We start from the raw sequence: 19,164 nt of genomic DNA on the forward strand, positions 1-19,164 counted from the left end.
CCTTAAAAAAATGCTCTACAGAAAACTAGGAAAAACAAACTTTAATATATCTGAAATCTCACTTGGAACCTGGCAGGTTGGAGGTAAATGGGGTTCGGGATTTAACGATAAAACCGCTGATGAACTTATCAATACAGCAATTGACAACGGTGTGAATTTTATTGATACTGCCGATGTTTATGAAAACGGATTAAGCGAAACTGCTGTCGGACGCGTGGTTCGTTCACGATCTGAACGCATTTATGTGGCAACAAAATGTGGCCGACATATAAATCCACATGTGAATGAAGGATATCAGCCAAAAGTACTTCAAAAATTTGTTGAAGACAGCCTTAAAAGAACCGGATTAGAAACTTTAGATTTGATTCAGCTGCATTGTCCGCCAACTGAAGTGTATTACCGGCCTGAAATTTTCGAAATGTTTGATCGTTTAAAGGATCAGGGTAAAATTTTGAATTTGGGCGTGAGTGTTGAAAAAGTCGAAGAAGCTTTGAAAGCAATCGAATATTCGAATGTAACGACGGTTCAGATTATTTTCAATTTATTTCGTCAGCGTCCGTCGCAATTATTTTTCTCTGAAGCTAAAAAGAAGGACATCGGGATTATTGCGAGAGTTCCTCTTGCAAGTGGGCTTTTAACTGGTAAATTTGATGCGAAAACCACTTTTGACGTACAAGATCATAGGAATTTCAACAGAAACGGAGATGCGTTTGATAAAGGCGAAACTTTTTCAGGAATTGATTATGATTTAGGTCTAAAAGCTGTTGATGAATTAAAAGCTTTGTTTCCTGAAAATGAAAACCTCGCTCCTATTGCTTTGCAATGGATTTTGAGTTTTAACGAAATTAGCTGTATTATTCCCGGAGCTTCAAAAGAAAGTCATGTTCTTTCTAATTTATCAGCGTATGATTTACCAAAATTAAGTTCGGAGAAAATTTCAGAAATGGATAAAATTTACGAAAAGTATATAAAACCAGCTGTGCATCATCTTTGGTAAAACGTAATCGATAATCTCAAAAAAAGCAGGGAAGTTTCAAATAAAACTTCCCTGCTTTTTTTATAAATCTACCCTATTTTATTGCTTAAATATCTTTAAACAGCTTTTGTATAAGCTTAAAGTTTTCTTCTTTGCATAAAAATATAAATAACTAGGATATTTTTTTCGTTTATACGCAACCTTTTAAAAAAACAAACATCTTCATAATAAAACTACCCAAACTCACAACCATGAAAAATATAAGTTTTTATGTAAAAATTGTATGCCTGTTAATTCTTTCCCGCGAAAGAGATGATGAAGAATTAATGGACGAACAAGTAAAAATTAAGATTTAAAAAGAAAAAAACTCAGAATCTTAGCATCTTAGATCCTTAAATCTCAAACTCAATCTTAAATTCAGCACCTTTATTTTTGCCTTCACTTATGGCATTTAATCGGCCTTTATTTTTTTCGATAATCTTTTTGCATAAATAAAGTCCGATTCCGGTTGAGGATTCATTAGCAGTTCCTAAACGGCTCATTTTGGTGAATTTTTTAAATAATTCTTCCATCTGATTTTTATCAAAACCGATTCCTCTATCTGCAACAGTAATAACAAGATTTGAGCCTTCTTTATAAATTCTGGCTTTAATATCGCTGTCAAAATAAGAAAACTTGATCGCGTTACTAATTAAATTTACTAAAACCTGAATCAGCAGACCTTCATCAATCCAAAGTTTAGCTTCGTCGACTTCAACGCTTAAGTTCAAGATTATATTTTTATCTATTAATCGCTGTTCAACCTGTTCGTTGATAAAAGGAAGCATATTTTCAAAATAAATCGTTCTGGTTTCCTGATTTACTTTTAAAACCTGATCTTGTTCTTTTAATAGTTTAATGAAGTTTTCAATATATCGGAATTGCAAATTAGTCGACTCGCAAATTAAATCAGCCAAGTGTTTAACAGATTCTGAAGGGTTTTCGCTTAAGATTAGTTTCGCCAAACCCTGCGGATTTCCGGCAAAGTTTTTTAAATCATGTGAAAGCATGTAAATTAAATCCTGTTTTTCATTAATAAAACTTTCAGACTCATAAATAGATTCCTGAATATTACACATTAACAGTCCGGCTTCATCCGTATATTCTGTTGGAAGAATTGATAATTTTCTTTTATTTCTATAATCATCTAATGATCTTGAGGCGATCGAAATAGGTCTTATCAGCTGTTTTAAGACTAAAAGAGTTACAGCGGTTGCCAATAATGTCATTATTAATGAAAAAATCAAAATCGATGCTGGTGATATCGTATGTTCGAAAAAAAGAACAAAAAATAAGATTCCAATTAATGGAATATGGATTCCTATAAAAGCGACAAATAAAAATTTTAACGCATAACTTTTTTTAAGAAAGCTAATTTGTGAAAGATTATGATACAACTTCATAAAAACATAACAAAACTATTGATAATATATTGTAGCTTGGGGCTGAATATCAGGAACAAAGTTAACTTTTAAAGTTTATTAAACTAGTAAATTACACAATTTGATAAAATATTATGAAAATAAAATTTGTAAAAGTTTACAAACCCTTATTTTTGCGCTATGGGAAGAAAAAATACAGACAAAGTTGTCTTTCATCAAATTCAGGTTCTTGATGCCGGAGCAAAGGGAGTCTCAGTAGCAAAAGCTCCTGACGGAAAAGTAATCTTTATTCCGAATGTCGTTCCTGGCGATGTTGTTGATGTACAAACATTTAAAAAAAGAAAAGCATACTACGAAGGAAAAGCTGTGAAATTTCACGAATTTTCTGAGCATCGTATTGAACCAATCTGTGATCATTTTGGTGTTTGCGGCGGATGTAAATGGCAAAACATGAAATACAGCCAGCAGCTGTATTACAAACAAAACGAGGTAAAAAACCATTTGCAGCGTATTGGAAAGGTTGAACTTCCGGAATTCGAAACTATTTTGGGTTCTGAAAAACAGTTTTTCTATAGAAACAAAATGGAATTTTCGTTTTCAAACAGTCGTTGGTTAACCGAAAAAGAAATTGGAAGTACAGAAGATTTAGGAAATCGAAATGCTTTAGGTTTTCATATTCCGAAAATGTGGGATAAAATCCTTGACATTGAGAAATGTCATTTGCAAGAAGATCCTTCAAACGCAATCAGAAACGAAATTAGAGCATTTGCAAACGAGCATAATTTAGCCTTTTTTAATCCGAGAGAACATTCTGGATTATTAAGAACTTTAATGATTCGTACTGCTTCAACTGGCGAAATCATGGTTTTGATTCAGTTTTTTGAAGATGATAAAGCAAGCCGCGAATTGGTTTTAGATCATTTATACGAAAAATTCCCGCAGATTACCTCTTTACAATATGTGGTAAATGCAAAACAAAACGATACGATTTACGATCAGGATATTAAACTTTATAAAGGAAGGGATTATATCCTGGAAGAAATGGAAGGATTAAAATTCAGCATCAATGCTAAATCTTTCTATCAAACCAATTCAGATCAGGCTTACGAATTATATAAAATAACGCGTGATTATGCCGGGTTAACAGGAGAAGAAACCGTTTACGATTTATATACAGGAACGGGAACTATTGCTCAATTCGTTTCTAAAAAAGCAAAAAAAGTAATTGGTGTAGAGAGTGTTCCAGAAGCAATTTTAGATGCTAAGGCAAATGCTGAACGCAATAATATTACGAATTGTGAGTTTTTTGTTGGAGACATGAAAGTAGTATTCAACGAAGCTTTTATTGCACAGCACGGAAAACCTGATGTTATTATTACAGACCCGCCGAGAGATGGAATGCATGCTGCTGTAATTGATCAGATTTTAAAAATTGCTCCAAAAAAAGTAGTTTATGTAAGTTGTAACTCTGCAACACAAGCGCGTGATTTAGCATTAATGGACGAAAAATACAAAGTAACCCGCGTACGTCCGGTTGATATGTTTCCGCAGACACATCATGTTGAAAATGTTGTACTTTTAGAACTTCGATAATTATAAAACGCTAGATGAAAAAAATAATCTCTCTTTTATTAGTCTTTACATTTGGTTTATCCAGCTGTGAGAAAGATGATATTTGCGACGCAAACACACCTACTACTCCAAGATTAGTAATTAATTTTTTTAGCAGTGCAGATCCATCTGCACCAAGAAGTGTAACCAATTTAAGAGTTATTGGTATTGGCCCGGGCGCTGATCCTAACGGAATTATTTTTAACGAAAATGGTACATCTACAACAAAATATCTGGCAAACGGAAATACTATTTCGATACCGCTAAAAATAGATGAAGATATTACAAGTTATAAATTTATATTAGACTCTGATGATCCAAATCCGGATGTAACAAACAGCGATATAATAACTTTTAACTACACACGTCAAACTTCATATGTATCCAGAGCCTGCGGTTTTAAGACTATTTTTATGCTTAACGAACAAACTACTGCAAATCCTAATACTTCTGGCTATATACGTACAGATGATCCTGATACAGGAGATGGTGTTTGGATGAAGACTTTAAATTTAAAAACCCGTAACATTGAACTGGAAGATGAAACACACCTTGAAATATTATTTTAGTCTTTGTTTCGTTTTTTCAATGCTTTTGGGACATGCTCAAGAAATAAAAGATTCAACGGCAACAAAACCAATAGTTACAGAAAAACCAAAAGCCAAAGCTTCAAAACCAGCTGTTCAGGAAGTTAAGCCAGACACTATTGTTCCTCCCAAAACAGACCGTTACGGTTTGCGTGTGGGTGTCGATTTATACAAATTAACCAGAGGTTTTTATGATAAGGATTATAAAGGCGTGGAATTTACCGGAGACTGGCGTTTAACAAAAAGATACTACTTAGCTGCCGAATTGGGTTTTGAAGACAAAACTACAGATGATGACAAAATAAATTCTACAGCAACGGGAACATATATTAAAGGAGGTTTTGACTACAATTTGTATGACAACTGGCTTGATATGGAAAACCTTATAACAATTGGTTTAAGAGGTGGATTTAGTTCTTTTAGCCAAGATTTAAACAGCTATAAAATTTACAATGCAAATCCCTATTGGGGCGAACAGCCATCAATAGAAGCAAATCAAAAAAACAGTGGTTTAAGTGCTGCCTGGATTGAAGTTGCGGGAGGAATTAAAGCCGAAGTTTTCGATAATTTATTCGTTGGTTTCGGCGTTCAGCTTAAGCTTTTAGTAATGAACAATAAACCATCGGGCTTTGATAACCTTTATATTCCGGGCTTTAATAGAACTTATGACGGAAGTTTTGGTGTAGGTTTTAATTATACCGTTTCTTATTTCATTCCTATTTATAAGAAAAAGGTAATCGTACCTGAAATTCAAAAACAAGCTCCTAAAAAGAAGTAGTTTTTACAAAAAAATAAAAGCCACGAATTCAAGAATTTAAAATATTAGATTCGTGAATTCGTGGCTTAAAATTTTATCTTTTTTAAGACAACTGAAATTCTACAGCCGCTTTTGCGTGTATTAAAGTCGTATTAAAAATAGGAACTGACAAATCTCCCTCTTTTATTACTAAAGGAATTTCGGTACATCCTAAAATAATTCCTTCTGCACCGTTTTTAATCAATTCATTAGCAATTTCTATATAACGTTTTTTCATTTCATCGGTTACAATTCCTCTTCCTAACTCATCGAAAATAGTATAATGAATAAAATCTTTATCATTTTCGTTGGTTGGAATTATTGCCTCAATACCTTTCGCAGCCAGTTTATCTTTAAAAAAGTCAAGTTCCATTGTAAACTTAGTTCCCAATAAACCTACTTTTTTAAGTTGTTGTTTTTGAATTTCAACTGCTGTTTCGGCCGCAATGTGAATGACAGGCAAATCGATCGCTTCCTGAAGTTTATCTGCAATTAAATGCATTGTATTAGCACATAAAATAATCGCTTCTGCCCCGCCCGATTTTAAAAATTCACAACCTTTAAAAAGCATTTTAAAAGTAGAATCCCAATCGTTATTCTCATTATTCTTTTTAATATCAGCATAATTAAAAGAATAAACCAAACATTCAGAGAAGTTTAAACCTCCCAGCTTTTCGTTTATTCCAAGATTTATAAGTTTGTAATAATCTGTGGTCGAAACCCAGCTTATACCGCCAATAAGTCCAATTTTCTTCATATTGCTGATTTTAAAAATTTATCCAATTACTCTAATACCTTTTATAAAAATCCATTTCATAAACAGTTTTTCGCCGTCTTTTGTTTTCACGGCCTGAAATTTAGGTGCAATAATAGTCGCCGCAACAAACGACGTCATCGGAATCCAGATTCCGGTTAATCCTGTATATTCTGCAATTATAAATCTTCCTAAAATAAATAGAATTGCGAAACTTCCTAATTGATATAGAAATGCTCTTACTTGTAGTTTTGTCATTTTTTTTTAAAGTTGCTAAGGTTCTGAGATGCTAAGGTTCTAAGGTTTTTCTTTTAGAACTTAAGTTTTGAACCAAAATTATCTTATTATTAAATTCACAAGCTAAATCTCTTAGAATCTTAGAAACTTAGCATCTTAGAACCTTTGTTATTCAGTAACCTGAAATTTCGTTCTCTTACTTCCTTCGTACATTTCGTATTTAACCAAACGCGCTTCAAGGCTTCCGTTGAAGAGTTTGATTTTTCTTGAAGGTTTTAATCCAACAAATTTCAAGGCTTCAAGATTTGCGGTAATAAACCAGGCGTTTGTTCCCGGGTAATTTTTCTTTAAAGTATCGCCTATGTTTTTGTAAAATTCTTCCATATGAATATCTAAACGTTCATCATACGGCGGATTAAATACAATATGAAGCTTTCCTTCTACATCTTTTTCAGAATCAAAAAAGTTATTGTCCTCAATGGTTACGTAATCTTCAAGATTCGCATTTCGAATATTATCTTTGGCTTTGCTTACTGCACTTGGCGCTTTATCAAAACCTTTTATGGTATAATGAAACTCTTTTGTTTTCTTCATCAAACTGTTTACAATCTGATCAAATAAATCATTGTCCCAGTCTTTCCATTTTTCAAATGCAAACTCTTTACGGTTAATGTTTGCCGGAATATTGCAGGCAATCATCGCTGCTTCGGCAAGGAAAGTTCCAGAACCGCACATTGGATCTAAAAAGTGACTTTGTCCTTCCCAACCCGATAATAATAAAATTCCAGCTGCCAAAACCTCGTTTATAGGTGCAATATTCGTTGCTGTTCTATAACCACGCTGATGCAGAGAATTTCCAGAAGTATCTAATGCAACCGAAACCTGATCCTTGTCAATATGAACATTGATTCTCAAATCAGGATATTGTTTATCAATGCTTGGTCTTTGTCCTGTTCTTTCTCTAAACTGATCGACAATCGCATCTTTACATTTTTGAGAAACAAATTCAGAATGGTTAAAATAGGTCGAATGCACCGTAGCATCAATCACAAAAGTTTGATTGGCATTTAATAACTTAGACCAGTTTATTCCTGAAATTCCTTTATATAGTGCCTGCTCATTATTAGCTCTAAATGAATAAATAGGTTTTAGAACTTTTAGTGCCGTTCTAAGCGATAAATTAGCTTTATACATAAAACCTTTATCCCCTTTAAAACTCACCATTCTTACTCCTTTTTCAACATCCTGAGCCCCAAGCGTACGCAATTCCTGTTCTAATATCTCTTCAAAGCCAAAAAAACATTTGGCTATCATTCTAAAATTTTCTTCCATCTTTATTTTTGTATTAAAAAACAACTCCAATCGCAGACGCACTACCGTTTATTTAGGTATCGTCGCGAAATAGTTATTTTTCGGCAAAAATACACTAAATTTGCGGGACTTTATATTAATTGAAATAGAATAAATGTCTGACGCACCCAACTCATCAACACCAAATCAGGATAGAAATACCGAAAACTGGTTTACATCATGGTTTGATACTCCATATTATCACATTCTGTACAAGGATAGAAACTATAGAGAAGCTCAGATTTTCATGGATAATCTAACGCATTATCTCAATCTTCCGGAAAAAGCAAAAGTACTGGATTTAGCCTGCGGAAAAGGACGTCATTCTATTTACCTAAATCAATTAGGTTTTAATGTTTTAGGCGCTGATTTATCTGAAAACAGCATTGCCGAAGCCAGCAAAAACAGTAACGAGCATCTTCATTTTAAAGTTCACGATATGCGTGAACCTTTTGAAGAAAAATTCGATGCTATTTTTAACCTTTTTACAAGTTTTGGTTACTTCGAAAATGACGATGATAACCTGACAACTCTTAAAGCAATCAGAGAAAGTTTATCTGAATATGGATTCGCCGTTATTGATTTTATGAATGTAAATCAGGTAATTGAAACTTTAGTTCCCGAAGAGGTTAAAACGGTTGACGGAATTGATTTTAACATAAAACGATATGTTGAAGACGGTCATATTTTTAAAGAAATTGATTTTGAAGACCAAGGCAGAAAATTTCATTTTACCGAAAAAGTAAAAGCTTTAACTTTAAAAGATTTTCAGGATTTAATGGATGAAGCAGGAATTTTTCTTTTAGATATTTTTGGAGATTACAAACTCAAAAAATTCCATAAAACCGAAAGCGAAAGATTAATCATGATTTTTAAATAGCTTTAATCGTTTAACTGTTAATTTGTTTATTCACTTGAGCAAATTGACCCAAAACCGATTAGACGATTAAACAAAAAACCGATTAAACAAAAAATGAATTATCTACTACCCTTATTTTCTGTACTTTTAGGATATAGTGTGGCTTTGTTTTTAAAACCAACCAACAAAACCAATTTAAAATTACTGCTCGCATTTAGCGGTTCATTTTTGTTATCGTTAACTGTAATGCATCTGCTGCCAGAAGTTTACAGCTCTCACAATCATAAAATTGGTTTGTTTATAATGGTCGGGATTTTGTTTCAGATCATTTTAGAGTTTTTCTCTAAAGGCGCTGAACACGGGCATGTTCACGGTCATGCAAAAATGTCTCAGATTCCGTGGCTGCTTTTCATCAGTTTATGCATTCATGCCTTTTTAGAAGGTTTTCCGGTAAGTCATCATCATGATTTGGCCGTTGGAATTGCTATTCATCATTTGCCAATTGCCGTGATTTTAACGACATTTTTCATCAATGCCGATTTAAACAAAAAAGCCATTTTTGCTTTCATGCTGACTTTTGCCATCATGACGCCACTTGGAACTGTTGCTTCTGAATATCTTCCTATTTTAAACGATTATTATACTGAAATAACAGCAATCGTAATTGGTATTTTATTCCATATTTCGTCAACAATTATTTTTGAAAGCAGCGAAGGACATAAATTTAATGTTGCCAAAGTCTCGATGATCGTTCTCGGAATTTTATTAGCATTCTTTTTATAATATATTAATTAGACAATGTGTCGATTAGATAATGAGATAATTTTCTAATTGACACATTAACTAATTATCCGATTTAATTACCAACTCTCTTTTTCTCATCCTGATTTCCAAAAGCACGTTCTTTTACATTTATCTTTTTGTTTCCAAAATTATAAACCACAGACAAACGAACGAATCTATTACTCTCATTTTGGCTGTAAACTTGTTTTACACCATTTACAACCGATGTAAAATCTTTTAAATAAGACGTATTAAAAATATCATTTGCCAAAAATGCAATCTGCATCGTTTTATTAAACAAATCTTGTTTAAAACCAATATCAAAACTCGACGCATAACCTATTTCATACAAACCACTTTTAAAAGGCGAACTATAACTAAAATCAATTTGCAGTTTTGTTGTTTTGCCTAACATAAAAGTATTATTTGTCGAAAAATCAATTTGCAAACTATTTGACGGAGTGGCATTAATATCTTTAATAAATTCTGTTTTTGCACCTAAAAAGTACAATGAATTTTCACTTGACCACCATTCTGCAAAATTCGCCGAATAACTTTCACCAATACCATAATTTAAGTTTTTAAAATAATTCTCACGCGTAACAATTTGTGTATTCGTTTCAGGATTTGAGGTAAACAAAACTCCGTAACCGTTTGCAATTAGATTTACAAAAACACTTGTTCTTAAAACTTCTTTATACGAATGAGCAAATTCAAAATTATCACTAAATGAAGGTCTCAAAAACGGATTCCCTTCAGAATAACTATTACTATTAATATAAACCTTAAACGGATTTAATAAGTCAAAACGTGGCCTGTTGATTCTTTTTCCATAATTTAAACTAAAAGTATTGTTTTCATTTTTCTTATAAGAAGCGTAAACTGTTGGAAAGAATTTCAAATAATTATTTTCTGTTTCCTGGTTCATGGTTTCAGAAAATCCGTTTGTCTGGGTATTTTCTAATCTTAATCCCATTTGAAAATTCCATTTTGCTCCAATTTTTTTATCTCCATTAATATAAACCGCCTGATTATTTTCGGTGTATTTAAATCGGTTTGACTGTGCCGGATCTAATTCTGGAGTTCCTGTAATTGTATTATAATAAAGTACATCACTTATACTATTTGTAAAACTCATTTTGGCACCGTAAGATAAATTTAAAGCTTGAAGCGGATGTTCCATATCAGCTTTAAAACTCCAATTGTTAATATCCTGATTGGAGATATTTCTTCCAGACTGATTTACATCAACAAAAGTCATATCTGGTGTATAATTATTGGCAATAAAATTTCTATCAAACTTTGAATTGTAATTAAAATAATCTACATCAAAAGATAATTTTCTATTTAAAGAATCAAGTTTAGTGATCAAATGCACATTATAAGTTTGATTTCCTGAACCTTTGTCTGTATAACTGTCATTTAGCGTAACATTCTCTAATTGATTTTGAGTATTATATTTCTCGATTCTTATATCCGATCCAAAATCTGGATTATTTCTATCATTCAAAAACTGAAAACCAACAGTTGTACGTTCAGAAAAATCATAATCTAAAGCCAGTTTTCCGGAAAGATTTTCATTTTTTACTTTCGTTTCACTTTTCATAACCGAAAGTCCGTCAGGAAAATACATTTTTAAAGATTCATCCGCATTTTTGTAACCCGTTTTTCCATTTACGCTTGCAGAAAATCTGAATTTATTTTTATTATAATAGAAATTATCTCTCAAAGTATAAATTCCGTATTTATTCTGATCGTAAGAAACTGTCGTTGTATTTTTCCAGGAATCACGTACTCCTTTTTTCATAATAATATTGATTAATCCACCAGTTCCTTCCGCTTCATATTTTGCCGGCGGATTACTTATAATTTCAATATTTTTAATATCACTTGCCGAAATAGATTTCAAAAAGTTATTCAATTCTTCGCCCGCCAATTCAATCATTCTTCCGTCAATCATAACTCTGGAAGTTCCTTTTCCTAATATTGTAATCATGTCATTTTTTACCACAACTCCAGGCGCTGTATTAATAGCACTTAAAGCATCTCCGCCAACCGTTGTAACATTATTTTCAAGATTGTAAACCAAACGATCTGTTTTCTGCTCAACTGTTTTCTTTTTTGATTGAATAACAACTTCTACTAAATTAGTTGTACTTTCTTCCAAAATAATTATCCCTAAATCAGTATCCATTTCAATTGCAATTTCTTTTTCATAATCTGTAAATCCCAAAAGATTGATTCCTATTTTATAAGATCCTTTTTTAAGATTAAATTCAAAATAGCCGTCTTGTTTAGTTGTCATTCCGTCAATAATTTTTCCTTCTGAATTTAAGATGGAAACATCTGCCCATTCTAATGAAGTTGTTTCGCTGGTTATGTTTCCTTTCAATTTAAATGATGCTTGTGCTAAACAAAATAAAGGCAATAGTAAAAAGATAAGGAGGTTTGTTTTTTTCATGATTTCTAATTTTTAAACTTGTTTCGATTAATTTGAAGCAAAGTTGCCTTAGAAAATCTCCATACGCGACCGACAAAAAAAAGTCGAACCAATTTCTATTCAGGAAATTGGTTCGACTTTATTCGGCTCAAAGTACGACTTTTTACAAACTACTTATTATGAAGCGTTTCGATATGCTGTAGGCGTTAAATTTGTATATTTTTTGAAAGAAGTATTAAACGAAGATTTAGAGTTAAAACCAACTTCATATAAAATTTCTAAAACAGTAAGCTGGTTTTTAGACTGATCTTTTAGAATATGCATGGCTTTTTGAATACGATATTCATTCACAAAATCAAAAAAATGCTGATCGATATGGTGATTAATCAAAATAGATAAATCCCGAACCGGAATATCAATTTGGTTTGCCAATTCCTGAATGGTAAGCGACGGATCAAGAAAAGGTTCTTTCTCGTTCATATATTGTTTTAAAGTCGTTATTTGAGTGTTTATCAAATCTTTTTGACCATTTACTAATTCTGGTTTTTCTTCAACTTCAGGCAGAATGTCTTTTGTTAGTTTCAGTTTTGAATTCACTCCTCTAAAAAGTTCAGGATGATTTAAAGCTTTCATTATAAACCAACAAGTGATAAATAAAGCTATAGTCCCTACAAGAACATTTGCCCACAAAAATATTTCACTGAAACCACTATAACGCAATAAATTTTTTAATGCTACAATAATGTGTGCCGTTAAAAATACGCATGTAATCTGAAAAAGCCATTTATAAGTCGCTGTGCTTGCATTTGCATAATTTTCCAAGTAGATTTCTCTGTACTTTTTCACAATCAAAAACACAGCTACAATATAAAATGCATATTGAAATTCTACTAAAATCTGGATAAAGTAAATCTCCGGCATTAAATTAAGCCCCGAAGCGAAAGTATCTTTATCTACATCTAGGCTTAGATAAATTCTCGGAATAAAAACTAAATTAACAATTACAAAAGGGAATAAATGAACTAAATGTTTCCATCTTAACCTAAAATCAGAATAACAGACGGCCAGTACAAAAAGATAAAACAAAGGCATTTCAAACAAACACGTTGTAGATCTAAAAATTTCAAAATTTAGCTCTCTACGAGTACTCGCCTCAATGAAAAAGCCACTAAGATCAATCGCAGAAAAAATAAAAAACCAAGCAAATAAACGGTTAGCCAATTTATTCTCGGTTTTGACCGTAAATAAAAAAAAGGCGAGCAGCAAAGACACAAAAACCGAGATTCTGCCAATCCCCTGCAACAAATCTAATTTATCCATTTATCTTTTAATATTTAACAAATATAATATTTTAGTTCAATCACCAAGGTTTTGAAATAGTTTCAGAAGAAATAAAATCAGTAAAAAAGTTTAAAATGTTAACTAGTTTGCTTCTTAATTTTTACCGATTTGCGATAAAAAAGTTTAATTTTGGAGGATAACTATTTCGACAAAAAATGACCTTTACAAAAACAACCGAACAATCTTCAAAATACGAACATTTAGAGAAAATGTCAGTTCACGAACTGCTGACTAATATTAATCAGGAAGACAAAACTGTTCCTGATGCTGTAGAAAAAGCAATACCACAAATCGAAGCTTTAGTCGCTCAAGTTGTTGCTAATTTAAAATTAGGCGGCCGTATTTTTTATATTGGAGCCGGAACATCTGGACGTTTAGGTGTTGTTGATGCTTCTGAGTGCCCTCCTACTTTTGGAGTTCCTTTTGATTTAGTAAACGGAATTATTGCCGGCGGAGACACTGCTATTCGTCGTGCGGTAGAAAATGCCGAAGACAATGCAACGCAAGCCTGGATAGATTTACAGACACATAATATTGGTGCAAATGATGTCGTAATAGGAATTGCAGCTTCTGGAACTACTCCGTACGTTATTGGTGGTTTAGAAACTTGCAATGAAAATAATATCGTTACGGGATGTATTACAAATAATGCAGGAAGTCCGTTAGCTCTGACAGCAAAATTCCCTATTGAAGTTGTAGTTGGGCCAGAATTTGTTACCGGAAGTTCGAGAATGAAAGCCGGAACTGCTCAAAAATTAGTTTTAAATATGATTTCGACCGCATCAATGATTCAGCTTGGAAAAGTAAAAGGAAACAAAATGGTCGATATGCAGTTGAGTAACATTAAACTGGTTGATCGCGGCGTTAAAATGATTATGGGAGAAATTCCGGTTTCGTATGAAGAAGCATCAGAATTATTAAAAAAATACGGCAGCGTGAGAAATGCTGTTGATAATTATAATAAGTAAAAGTTTTCTGTAAAATGTGAGATGTGTGTTTTTTAACACAAAGATCACAAAGGTATTTTCGCAAAGTTCACAAAGTTTAAATAAATATAAAAGAAGGCAGAGTTCGCAAAGGTTTTCAAACTTGAAACAAAGAAAACTTGAAACTTGAAACAAATTTTAAAATGAGTACAAATAAACAGCTATTAGGAAAAGGAATTAAATATTTAACTGGCGCTCTGCCTTTGATGTTTCTTGGGCCCTCATTGATTTATAATGCATTTATGAATCAGCATACCAATTGGCATTATTTGGTTCTCGGAATTGGAATTGTGGCTTGTTTGAGTTCTATGCTTTTGATTTTTTTAGGGCTGAGAATTATTATGAAAAGTTTGTTTAATGACTAAAAAATCTTCTAAATAAACCTGTCAAGTTTGATCATCTCCGCAATTTTAATCTTTATCCAAACAAAAAATGGAAGAAATAATTCACATTCAAAAAACATTCGAGAAAGTTATTTATATCGATAAAAAAATAAACAATCGGGAGTTTGAAGATTGTGTTTTTAAAAACTGTGATTTTTCGAACAGTAATTTTAACCAAAATAGTTTTTTAGACAGTGAGTTTATTGATTGCAATCTATCGATGACAAGTTTGGCGGGAACGAGCTTAAAGAATGTAGCTTTCAAAAACTGTAAACTTCTTGGAATTGCTTTTCACGAATGTGATGATTTTTTATTTCAGGTTCATTTTGAAGAATGTACGCTGGATTATGCCATATTTTCAAACAAAAAAATGCCAAAAACTAAGTTTATAAATTCCTCTCTTCGCGAAGTAACTTTTGTTGGAACAAATCTAACAAGTTCTGTTTTTGATGACTGTAATTTAGATGGCGCCATTTTTAATGAAACACAATTAGCAGCAGTTGATTTTAGAACCGCTTACAATTATAAAATCGATCCTGAATTTAATGCTATGCGAAAAGCGCAGTTTTCGACTCAGGGAATTGTGGGGCTTTTAGATAAATATGATATTAAAATTGTATAGTTATGAGTGTTGATACGGCATATTTAGAAAGCGTTAAAAAGCAATTTTTGTACTATAAAATACTGGGCGAAAAAGCAATTGAGCAATTAGAGCCCGATCAGCTTTTTGTTTCTGTTAATGAAGATACCAACAGCATAGCAACAATTGTAAAACACATTTCCGGTAATATGCTTTCGCGCTGGACAGATTTTTTAACGTCTGATGGTGAAAAAGAATGGAGAAATCGCGACTCTGAATTTGAAAATGATTTACAGTCTAAACAAGAAGTTCTGGAAGTTTGGAACAAAGGCTGGAATTGTTTAGAAAATGCTTTGAATAGTTTAAAACCTGAGCAGCTTTCAGACATTATTTATATTCGAAATGAAGGTCACACCGTTATTGAAGCCATAAATCGACAATTGGCACATTATCCTTATCATGTTGGTCAGATTGTTTTTTATGCTAAACAATTAAAAAAGAGTTCTTGGGAAAGTTTATCAATTCCGAAGAATAAATCAGGTAATTATAATTCCGAAAAGTTTGCCAAAGAAAAAGAAATCAAGAACTTTACTGATGATGAATTAAAAAGATTGAAATAAAAACGTTTGTCAATCTGAGCGAGTCGAAGACCTAATGAAACAAAAATCCCCTCGACTTCGCTCAGAGTGTCATGAAAACGACAGCTCTAGCCCTGATGGAAGCGGCATCCTTTTGTGGCGGGGTTCGCCGCAAAAGATATAGCGGACAGCAGGATTAGCTCCTAAAAAAACAACTTATTTAAAATGAAAAAAATACTATTCTTATTCCCGGTACTGGCTTTGGTATCATGTTATAACGCTGAACACAATTGTAAAGATTTCAAAAACGGTAAATTCAAATTTGAGTTTGAAGTAAATGGCGTTAAAAAAACGACCTTTTTTGAACGAAAAGACGATATAGAAATCGAAACTTTTGACGGAAAAACAGATACCTCTACAATACGTTGGGTAAGTGACTGTGAATACATTTTACAGAAAAAGCATCCAAAAAATATGGCCGAGGAAAAAGCAATCAGCATGAAAATTTTAACGACTGCAAAAGATTCTTATACCTTTGAATTTGGAATGGTAGGCTCTGAAGAAAAACAACGCGGTAAGGTTTTTAAAGTTGAATAATAAAGTTAAAGTCCCACAATTGGGGCTTTTTTTATGCCGCGAAGGCACTAAGACTCAAAGTTTTTATTTTATTATGCAAAAAACTTTGTCCTCTTTGCATCTTTGTCTCTTTGTAACTCAAAAATTAAAGGTGTTTCTTTTACATTTCTATTTTAAATAGTATTTTAGGACTCTAATCTAACCAAATGAAAAATACCATTTCGCAAAGAGTTGCTGACTTTCTAAAAAACTATCCGCCGTTTAATTTCCTACATCCTAAAGATCTTGAGAAACTTTCGGAGCAGATTTCTATTGTTTATAAAGATAGAGACGCCGTTATTTTTGCAGAAAACGATCAAACACATGATTCTTTTTATGTGGTTCACAAAGGTGCCGTTGCCCTAAAGAAAAGCACAAAAAATACCGTTTTGGATATGTGTGATGAAGGTGATATTTTTGGATTGCGTCCACTTTTGGCACAGGAAAATTATATTATGGAAGCTGTTGCCCATGAAGAAAGTATTCTATATGCAATTCCAATCGCGGTTTTCAAACCTTATGCGTTAGAAAATAGAAATGTTGGTAATTTCCTGATCGAAAGTTATGCTTCAAACACCCGAAATCCGTATTCAGATATTCACAAAGATAAATTATATGGCGATGACGATTTATTGAATGAAAACCGTCATTCGAGCAATGATTCATTTGACTTAGCACCAATTAAGTATTCTAAAAAAATTGTAACCTGCAGTCCGTCAACAACAGTTAAGGAAATTGCCAGGATAATGAATAAGAAAAAAGTAGGAGCAATTTTAATTGTAGATGAAATGCTTCCTATTGGTATTTTGACTGATAAAGATCTTCGCAATAAAATTGTTACCGGAGATTTTCCTATAACCACTACGGCCGAAACCATAATGACGAAACCTGTTATTACATATCCAAAAAAAATGACAGTTACTGAGGCGCAGATGGCGATGATGAAAAGTAGTATCAGTCATTTATGCCTTACTAAAGATGGCACTGTTAATACCAAAGCAGTTGGAATTTTATCGAAACATGACGTAATGGTTGCTTTAGGAAATAATCCTGCTGTTTTAATTAAAGCTTTAAAAAGGGCTAAAAAAACAAAGGAGATCAAACCTATCAGAAACCGAATTATGCAATTGCTTCAAGGATATTTAGACCAAAATATTCCGATGACCTTGATTGCTAAAATCATAACGGAACTGAATGAAGCCTGTACCACACGTGTTATCGAAATTTGCTTAGAAAAAATGAGCAGTCCGCCACCGGTTAAATTTGCATGGCTGGCACTGGGAAGTCAGGGCCGCGGTGAACAAATGCTGCATACAGATCAGGATAATGCTATTGTATATGAAAATGTATCGGAAGTTTTTAGGGATGAAACACGAATATATTTTTTAAAATTTGCTGCACTAGTCAATAAAGGTCTTTTTGATATTGGTTACGATTACTGCCCTGCTGAAATGATGGCCTCAAACCCAAAATGGTGTATGAGTTTGGATGAATGGAAAAATCAGGTGCATCATTGGATTACGAATCCTGGAAAAAATGAAGTTTTACTTTCCTTTATTTTCTTTGATTACAGTAGGACTTATGGAGATACTGAAATAGTGAATCAATTATCAGATTCAATTTTTGAAAATGTAAAAGCAAACCCTATTTTTTATATGCATTTGGTGAGTGGTGCTTTGCAAAGTCCTTCTCCTACCGGCTTTTTTAGACAATTTTTAGTTGAACAAGACGGAGCGAATAAAGACAATTTTGATATTAAAAGAAGAGCTTTAATGCCTTTAACAGATGCTGCGCGTGTTTTAATTTTATCACATTCGGTTAAATCGATCAGTAATACTGCAGAACGTTTTGAAAAACTAGCAGAACTAGAACCAAATAATAGAGAATTGTATTTATCGTGTTCTTATTCGTTTAAAGCTTTATTGAAATTCAGAACAAAACAAGGACTTTTACATCACGATTCGGGACAGTTTATAGCTTTGGAAAGTTTAACAAAAATGGAAAAAATTAAACTGAAACGTACTTTTAAAACGATTAAAGAACTTCAGGAACTTATTTCGGTGCGTTTCAATATTTCAAATTTAGTATAGCGATGGGTTTATTTAGTTTTTGGAAAAAAGAAGAAAATCTCTTTGATGAAAATATTACTATCGAAGAAACCCGGTTTGTTGTTCTGGATACTGAAACGACAGGATTCGATTATGAAAATGATCGCATTTTATGCATTGGAGCTCTGATCCTTCAAAATGGGATAATTTCAGTTCAGGATAGTTTTGAGATTTATCTACAGCAAGATCATTACGATAAATCTACAGCCCAAATTCATGGAATTTTAAGAGATTTTATTATTAAACGTCCTTCTGAATTAGAAGCTTTAGAACAATTTTTATCTTTTCTTGGAGATTCAATTATTATTGCCCATCATACTATTTTTGATGTTACAATGGTTAACAAAGCATTAGAAAGAAACAATTTACCTCAACTTACCAACAAAACTTTAGACACAGCTTATTTATATAAAAAAACTTTAATTAAATCACATTTATTTGAACGAAAAGATCATTATACACTAGACGATCTTGCTGATAAGTTTAATATTTCAAAAAAAGACCGCCATACTGCTTTGGGTGATGCTTATATAACTGCTATTGCTTTTCTTAAAATTGTAAAAAAACTGCGGGAAAAAAAAGCGGTTAATTTGAATCAGCTTTTTAAATAATTTAAGATTTTTTTATGAGTCTTAAATTTACATTCAAATGAATTTTTTTACCATTTAATAATATAAGACTTATAAATATTAGCAATAAGAAAAAATAGGCTTAACCTGTATTTTGTTTTTGAGAGATAGCTTTGTTCTAATCAAAAAA

At 32.4% G+C, this 19,164-nt stretch carries 19 protein-coding genes; 13 read left to right on the forward strand and 6 right to left on the reverse strand.

Features of this window, described 5'->3' with window-relative positions:
* Positions 1-10: 10 nt before the first annotated feature.
* Positions 11-997, forward strand: a complete 987-nt coding sequence (locus tag ASD98_RS16330) for an aldo/keto reductase (protein ID WP_056206274.1) — start codon at positions 11-13, stop codon at positions 995-997.
* 371 nt (positions 998-1,368) lie between these two features.
* On the opposite strand, the gene ASD98_RS16335 is transcribed toward ASD98_RS16330, so the two are convergent.
* Positions 1,369-2,244 carry a sensor histidine kinase KdpD gene (locus tag ASD98_RS16335; RefSeq protein WP_242412124.1) on the reverse strand — a complete coding sequence of 292 codons (876 nt, stop codon included), beginning with the start codon at positions 2,242-2,244 and terminating at the stop codon, positions 1,369-1,371.
* A gap of 333 nt (positions 2,245-2,577) precedes the next feature.
* Between ASD98_RS16335 and rlmD the strand changes: the two genes are divergently transcribed.
* The 3 genes from rlmD to ASD98_RS16350 are packed head-to-tail and all read left to right on the forward strand — an operon-like array spanning position 2,578 to position 5,373.
* Positions 2,578-3,990, forward strand: coding sequence for a 23S rRNA (uracil(1939)-C(5))-methyltransferase RlmD (gene rlmD / locus ASD98_RS16340; protein WP_056206278.1), 1,413 nt, complete (start codon positions 2,578-2,580; stop codon positions 3,988-3,990).
* A gap of 14 nt (positions 3,991-4,004) precedes the next feature.
* A complete protein-coding gene (locus tag ASD98_RS16345; RefSeq protein ID WP_056206280.1) occupies positions 4,005-4,577 on the forward strand; it encodes a DUF6452 family protein in 573 nt (190 codons plus the stop codon).
* Positions 4,549-5,373, forward strand: a complete 825-nt coding sequence (locus ASD98_RS16350; RefSeq protein ID WP_056206282.1) for a DUF6048 family protein — start codon at positions 4,549-4,551, stop codon at positions 5,371-5,373. The genes ASD98_RS16345 and ASD98_RS16350 overlap by 29 nt, the downstream gene beginning before the upstream one ends.
* Positions 5,374-5,455: 82 nt before the next feature.
* On the opposite strand, the gene ASD98_RS16355 is transcribed toward ASD98_RS16350, so the two are convergent.
* The 3 genes from ASD98_RS16355 to ASD98_RS16365 all read right to left on the reverse strand — a co-directional run bounded on the left by ASD98_RS16355 (position 5,456) and on the right by ASD98_RS16365 (position 7,714).
* Positions 5,456-6,148 carry an aspartate/glutamate racemase family protein gene (locus ASD98_RS16355; RefSeq protein WP_056206284.1) on the reverse strand — a complete coding sequence of 231 codons (693 nt, stop codon included), beginning with the start codon at positions 6,146-6,148 and terminating at the stop codon, positions 5,456-5,458.
* Positions 6,149-6,166: 18 nt separating this feature from the next.
* On the reverse strand, positions 6,167-6,403 hold the full coding sequence (locus ASD98_RS16360) for a hypothetical protein (RefSeq protein ID WP_053473652.1): 237 nt from the start codon (positions 6,401-6,403) through the stop codon (positions 6,167-6,169).
* Positions 6,404-6,550: 147 nt separating this feature from the next.
* Positions 6,551-7,714, reverse strand: coding sequence for a class I SAM-dependent RNA methyltransferase (locus ASD98_RS16365; RefSeq protein WP_056206285.1), 1,164 nt, complete (start codon positions 7,712-7,714; stop codon positions 6,551-6,553).
* Positions 7,715-7,847: 133 nt separating this feature from the next.
* Between ASD98_RS16365 and ASD98_RS16370 the strand changes: the two genes are divergently transcribed.
* Positions 7,848-8,612, forward strand: a complete 765-nt coding sequence (locus ASD98_RS16370) for a bifunctional 2-polyprenyl-6-hydroxyphenol methylase/3-demethylubiquinol 3-O-methyltransferase UbiG (RefSeq protein WP_056206287.1) — start codon at positions 7,848-7,850, stop codon at positions 8,610-8,612.
* A gap of 93 nt (positions 8,613-8,705) precedes the next feature.
* Positions 8,706-9,374, forward strand: coding sequence for a ZIP family metal transporter (locus ASD98_RS16375; protein WP_056206289.1), 669 nt, complete (start codon positions 8,706-8,708; stop codon positions 9,372-9,374).
* Between the two features lie 73 nt (positions 9,375-9,447).
* On the opposite strand, the gene ASD98_RS16380 is transcribed toward ASD98_RS16375, so the two are convergent.
* Together ASD98_RS16380 and ASD98_RS16385 are read right to left on the reverse strand one after the other, a co-directional pair.
* Entirely contained in the window at positions 9,448-11,835 is a 2,388-nt protein-coding gene (locus ASD98_RS16380; RefSeq protein ID WP_056206291.1) for a TonB-dependent receptor domain-containing protein, read from the reverse strand.
* Between the two features lie 156 nt (positions 11,836-11,991).
* Entirely contained in the window at positions 11,992-13,134 is a 1,143-nt protein-coding gene (locus ASD98_RS16385) for a helix-turn-helix domain-containing protein (RefSeq protein WP_056206293.1), read from the reverse strand.
* 176 nt (positions 13,135-13,310) lie between these two features.
* Here ASD98_RS16385 and murQ point away from each other — a divergent pair, with 176 nt between their 5' ends.
* From murQ to ASD98_RS16420, 7 genes are all read left to right on the forward strand, one after another.
* Positions 13,311-14,123: an N-acetylmuramic acid 6-phosphate etherase gene (gene murQ / locus ASD98_RS16390; protein ID WP_056206295.1), complete on the forward strand. Its 813-nt coding sequence runs from the start codon at positions 13,311-13,313 to the stop codon at positions 14,121-14,123.
* 161 nt (positions 14,124-14,284) lie between these two features.
* Positions 14,285-14,506: a DUF6095 family protein gene (locus tag ASD98_RS16395; protein WP_056206557.1), complete on the forward strand. Its 222-nt coding sequence runs from the start codon at positions 14,285-14,287 to the stop codon at positions 14,504-14,506.
* 67 nt (positions 14,507-14,573) lie between these two features.
* Positions 14,574-15,146 (forward strand): pentapeptide repeat-containing protein, encoded by a 573-nt coding sequence (locus tag ASD98_RS16400; RefSeq protein WP_056206297.1) that lies wholly within the window; start codon positions 14,574-14,576, stop codon positions 15,144-15,146.
* Positions 15,147-15,148: 2 nt separating this feature from the next.
* Complete coding sequence (locus ASD98_RS16405; protein ID WP_056206299.1) at positions 15,149-15,724, forward strand: DUF1572 family protein; 576 nt, start codon at positions 15,149-15,151, stop codon at positions 15,722-15,724.
* 183 nt (positions 15,725-15,907) lie between these two features.
* Positions 15,908-16,279: a hypothetical protein gene (locus ASD98_RS16410; protein WP_056206301.1), complete on the forward strand. Its 372-nt coding sequence runs from the start codon at positions 15,908-15,910 to the stop codon at positions 16,277-16,279.
* A 185-nt stretch (positions 16,280-16,464) separates the two neighbouring features.
* Positions 16,465-18,387, forward strand: a complete 1,923-nt coding sequence (locus ASD98_RS16415) for a DUF294 nucleotidyltransferase-like domain-containing protein (RefSeq protein ID WP_056206303.1) — start codon at positions 16,465-16,467, stop codon at positions 18,385-18,387.
* A gap of 2 nt (positions 18,388-18,389) precedes the next feature.
* Positions 18,390-19,016 (forward strand): PolC-type DNA polymerase III, encoded by a 627-nt coding sequence (locus tag ASD98_RS16420; RefSeq protein ID WP_056206305.1) that lies wholly within the window; start codon positions 18,390-18,392, stop codon positions 19,014-19,016.
* Positions 19,017-19,164 lie beyond the last annotated feature (148 nt).

The organism is Flavobacterium sp. Root186, from assembly GCF_001428525.1.
Classification (GTDB): domain Bacteria; phylum Bacteroidota; class Bacteroidia; order Flavobacteriales; family Flavobacteriaceae; genus Flavobacterium.

Coding starts and splice junctions, on each gene's coding strand:
- ASD98_RS16365 (WP_056206285.1), bottom strand. CDS start 7,714: ATGGAAGAAAATTTTAGAATGATAGCCAAATGTTTTTTTGGCTTTGAA.
- ASD98_RS16360 (WP_053473652.1), bottom strand. CDS start 6,403: ATGACAAAACTACAAGTAAGAGCATTTCTATATCAATTAGGAAGTTTC.
- ASD98_RS16410 (WP_056206301.1), top strand. CDS start 15,908: ATGAAAAAAATACTATTCTTATTCCCGGTACTGGCTTTGGTATCATGT.
- ASD98_RS16415 (WP_056206303.1), top strand. CDS start 16,465: ATGAAAAATACCATTTCGCAAAGAGTTGCTGACTTTCTAAAAAACTAT.
- ASD98_RS16370 (WP_056206287.1), top strand. CDS start 7,848: ATGTCTGACGCACCCAACTCATCAACACCAAATCAGGATAGAAATACC.
- ASD98_RS16420 (WP_056206305.1), top strand. CDS start 18,390: ATGGGTTTATTTAGTTTTTGGAAAAAAGAAGAAAATCTCTTTGATGAA.
- ASD98_RS16335 (WP_242412124.1), bottom strand. CDS start 2,244: ATGACATTATTGGCAACCGCTGTAACTCTTTTAGTCTTAAAACAGCTG.
- ASD98_RS16330 (WP_056206274.1), top strand. CDS start 11: ATGCTCTACAGAAAACTAGGAAAAACAAACTTTAATATATCTGAAATC.
- ASD98_RS16395 (WP_056206557.1), top strand. CDS start 14,285: ATGAGTACAAATAAACAGCTATTAGGAAAAGGAATTAAATATTTAACT.
- ASD98_RS16385 (WP_056206293.1), bottom strand. CDS start 13,134: ATGGATAAATTAGATTTGTTGCAGGGGATTGGCAGAATCTCGGTTTTT.
- ASD98_RS16350 (WP_056206282.1), top strand. CDS start 4,549: ATGAAACACACCTTGAAATATTATTTTAGTCTTTGTTTCGTTTTTTCA.
- ASD98_RS16355 (WP_056206284.1), bottom strand. CDS start 6,148: ATGAAGAAAATTGGACTTATTGGCGGTATAAGCTGGGTTTCGACCACA.
- ASD98_RS16405 (WP_056206299.1), top strand. CDS start 15,149: ATGAGTGTTGATACGGCATATTTAGAAAGCGTTAAAAAGCAATTTTTG.
- murQ (WP_056206295.1), top strand. CDS start 13,311: ATGACCTTTACAAAAACAACCGAACAATCTTCAAAATACGAACATTTA.
- ASD98_RS16345 (WP_056206280.1), top strand. CDS start 4,005: ATGAAAAAAATAATCTCTCTTTTATTAGTCTTTACATTTGGTTTATCC.
- ASD98_RS16375 (WP_056206289.1), top strand. CDS start 8,706: ATGAATTATCTACTACCCTTATTTTCTGTACTTTTAGGATATAGTGTG.
- rlmD (WP_056206278.1), top strand. CDS start 2,578: ATGGGAAGAAAAAATACAGACAAAGTTGTCTTTCATCAAATTCAGGTT.
- ASD98_RS16380 (WP_056206291.1), bottom strand. CDS start 11,835: ATGAAAAAAACAAACCTCCTTATCTTTTTACTATTGCCTTTATTTTGT.
- ASD98_RS16400 (WP_056206297.1), top strand. CDS start 14,574: ATGGAAGAAATAATTCACATTCAAAAAACATTCGAGAAAGTTATTTAT.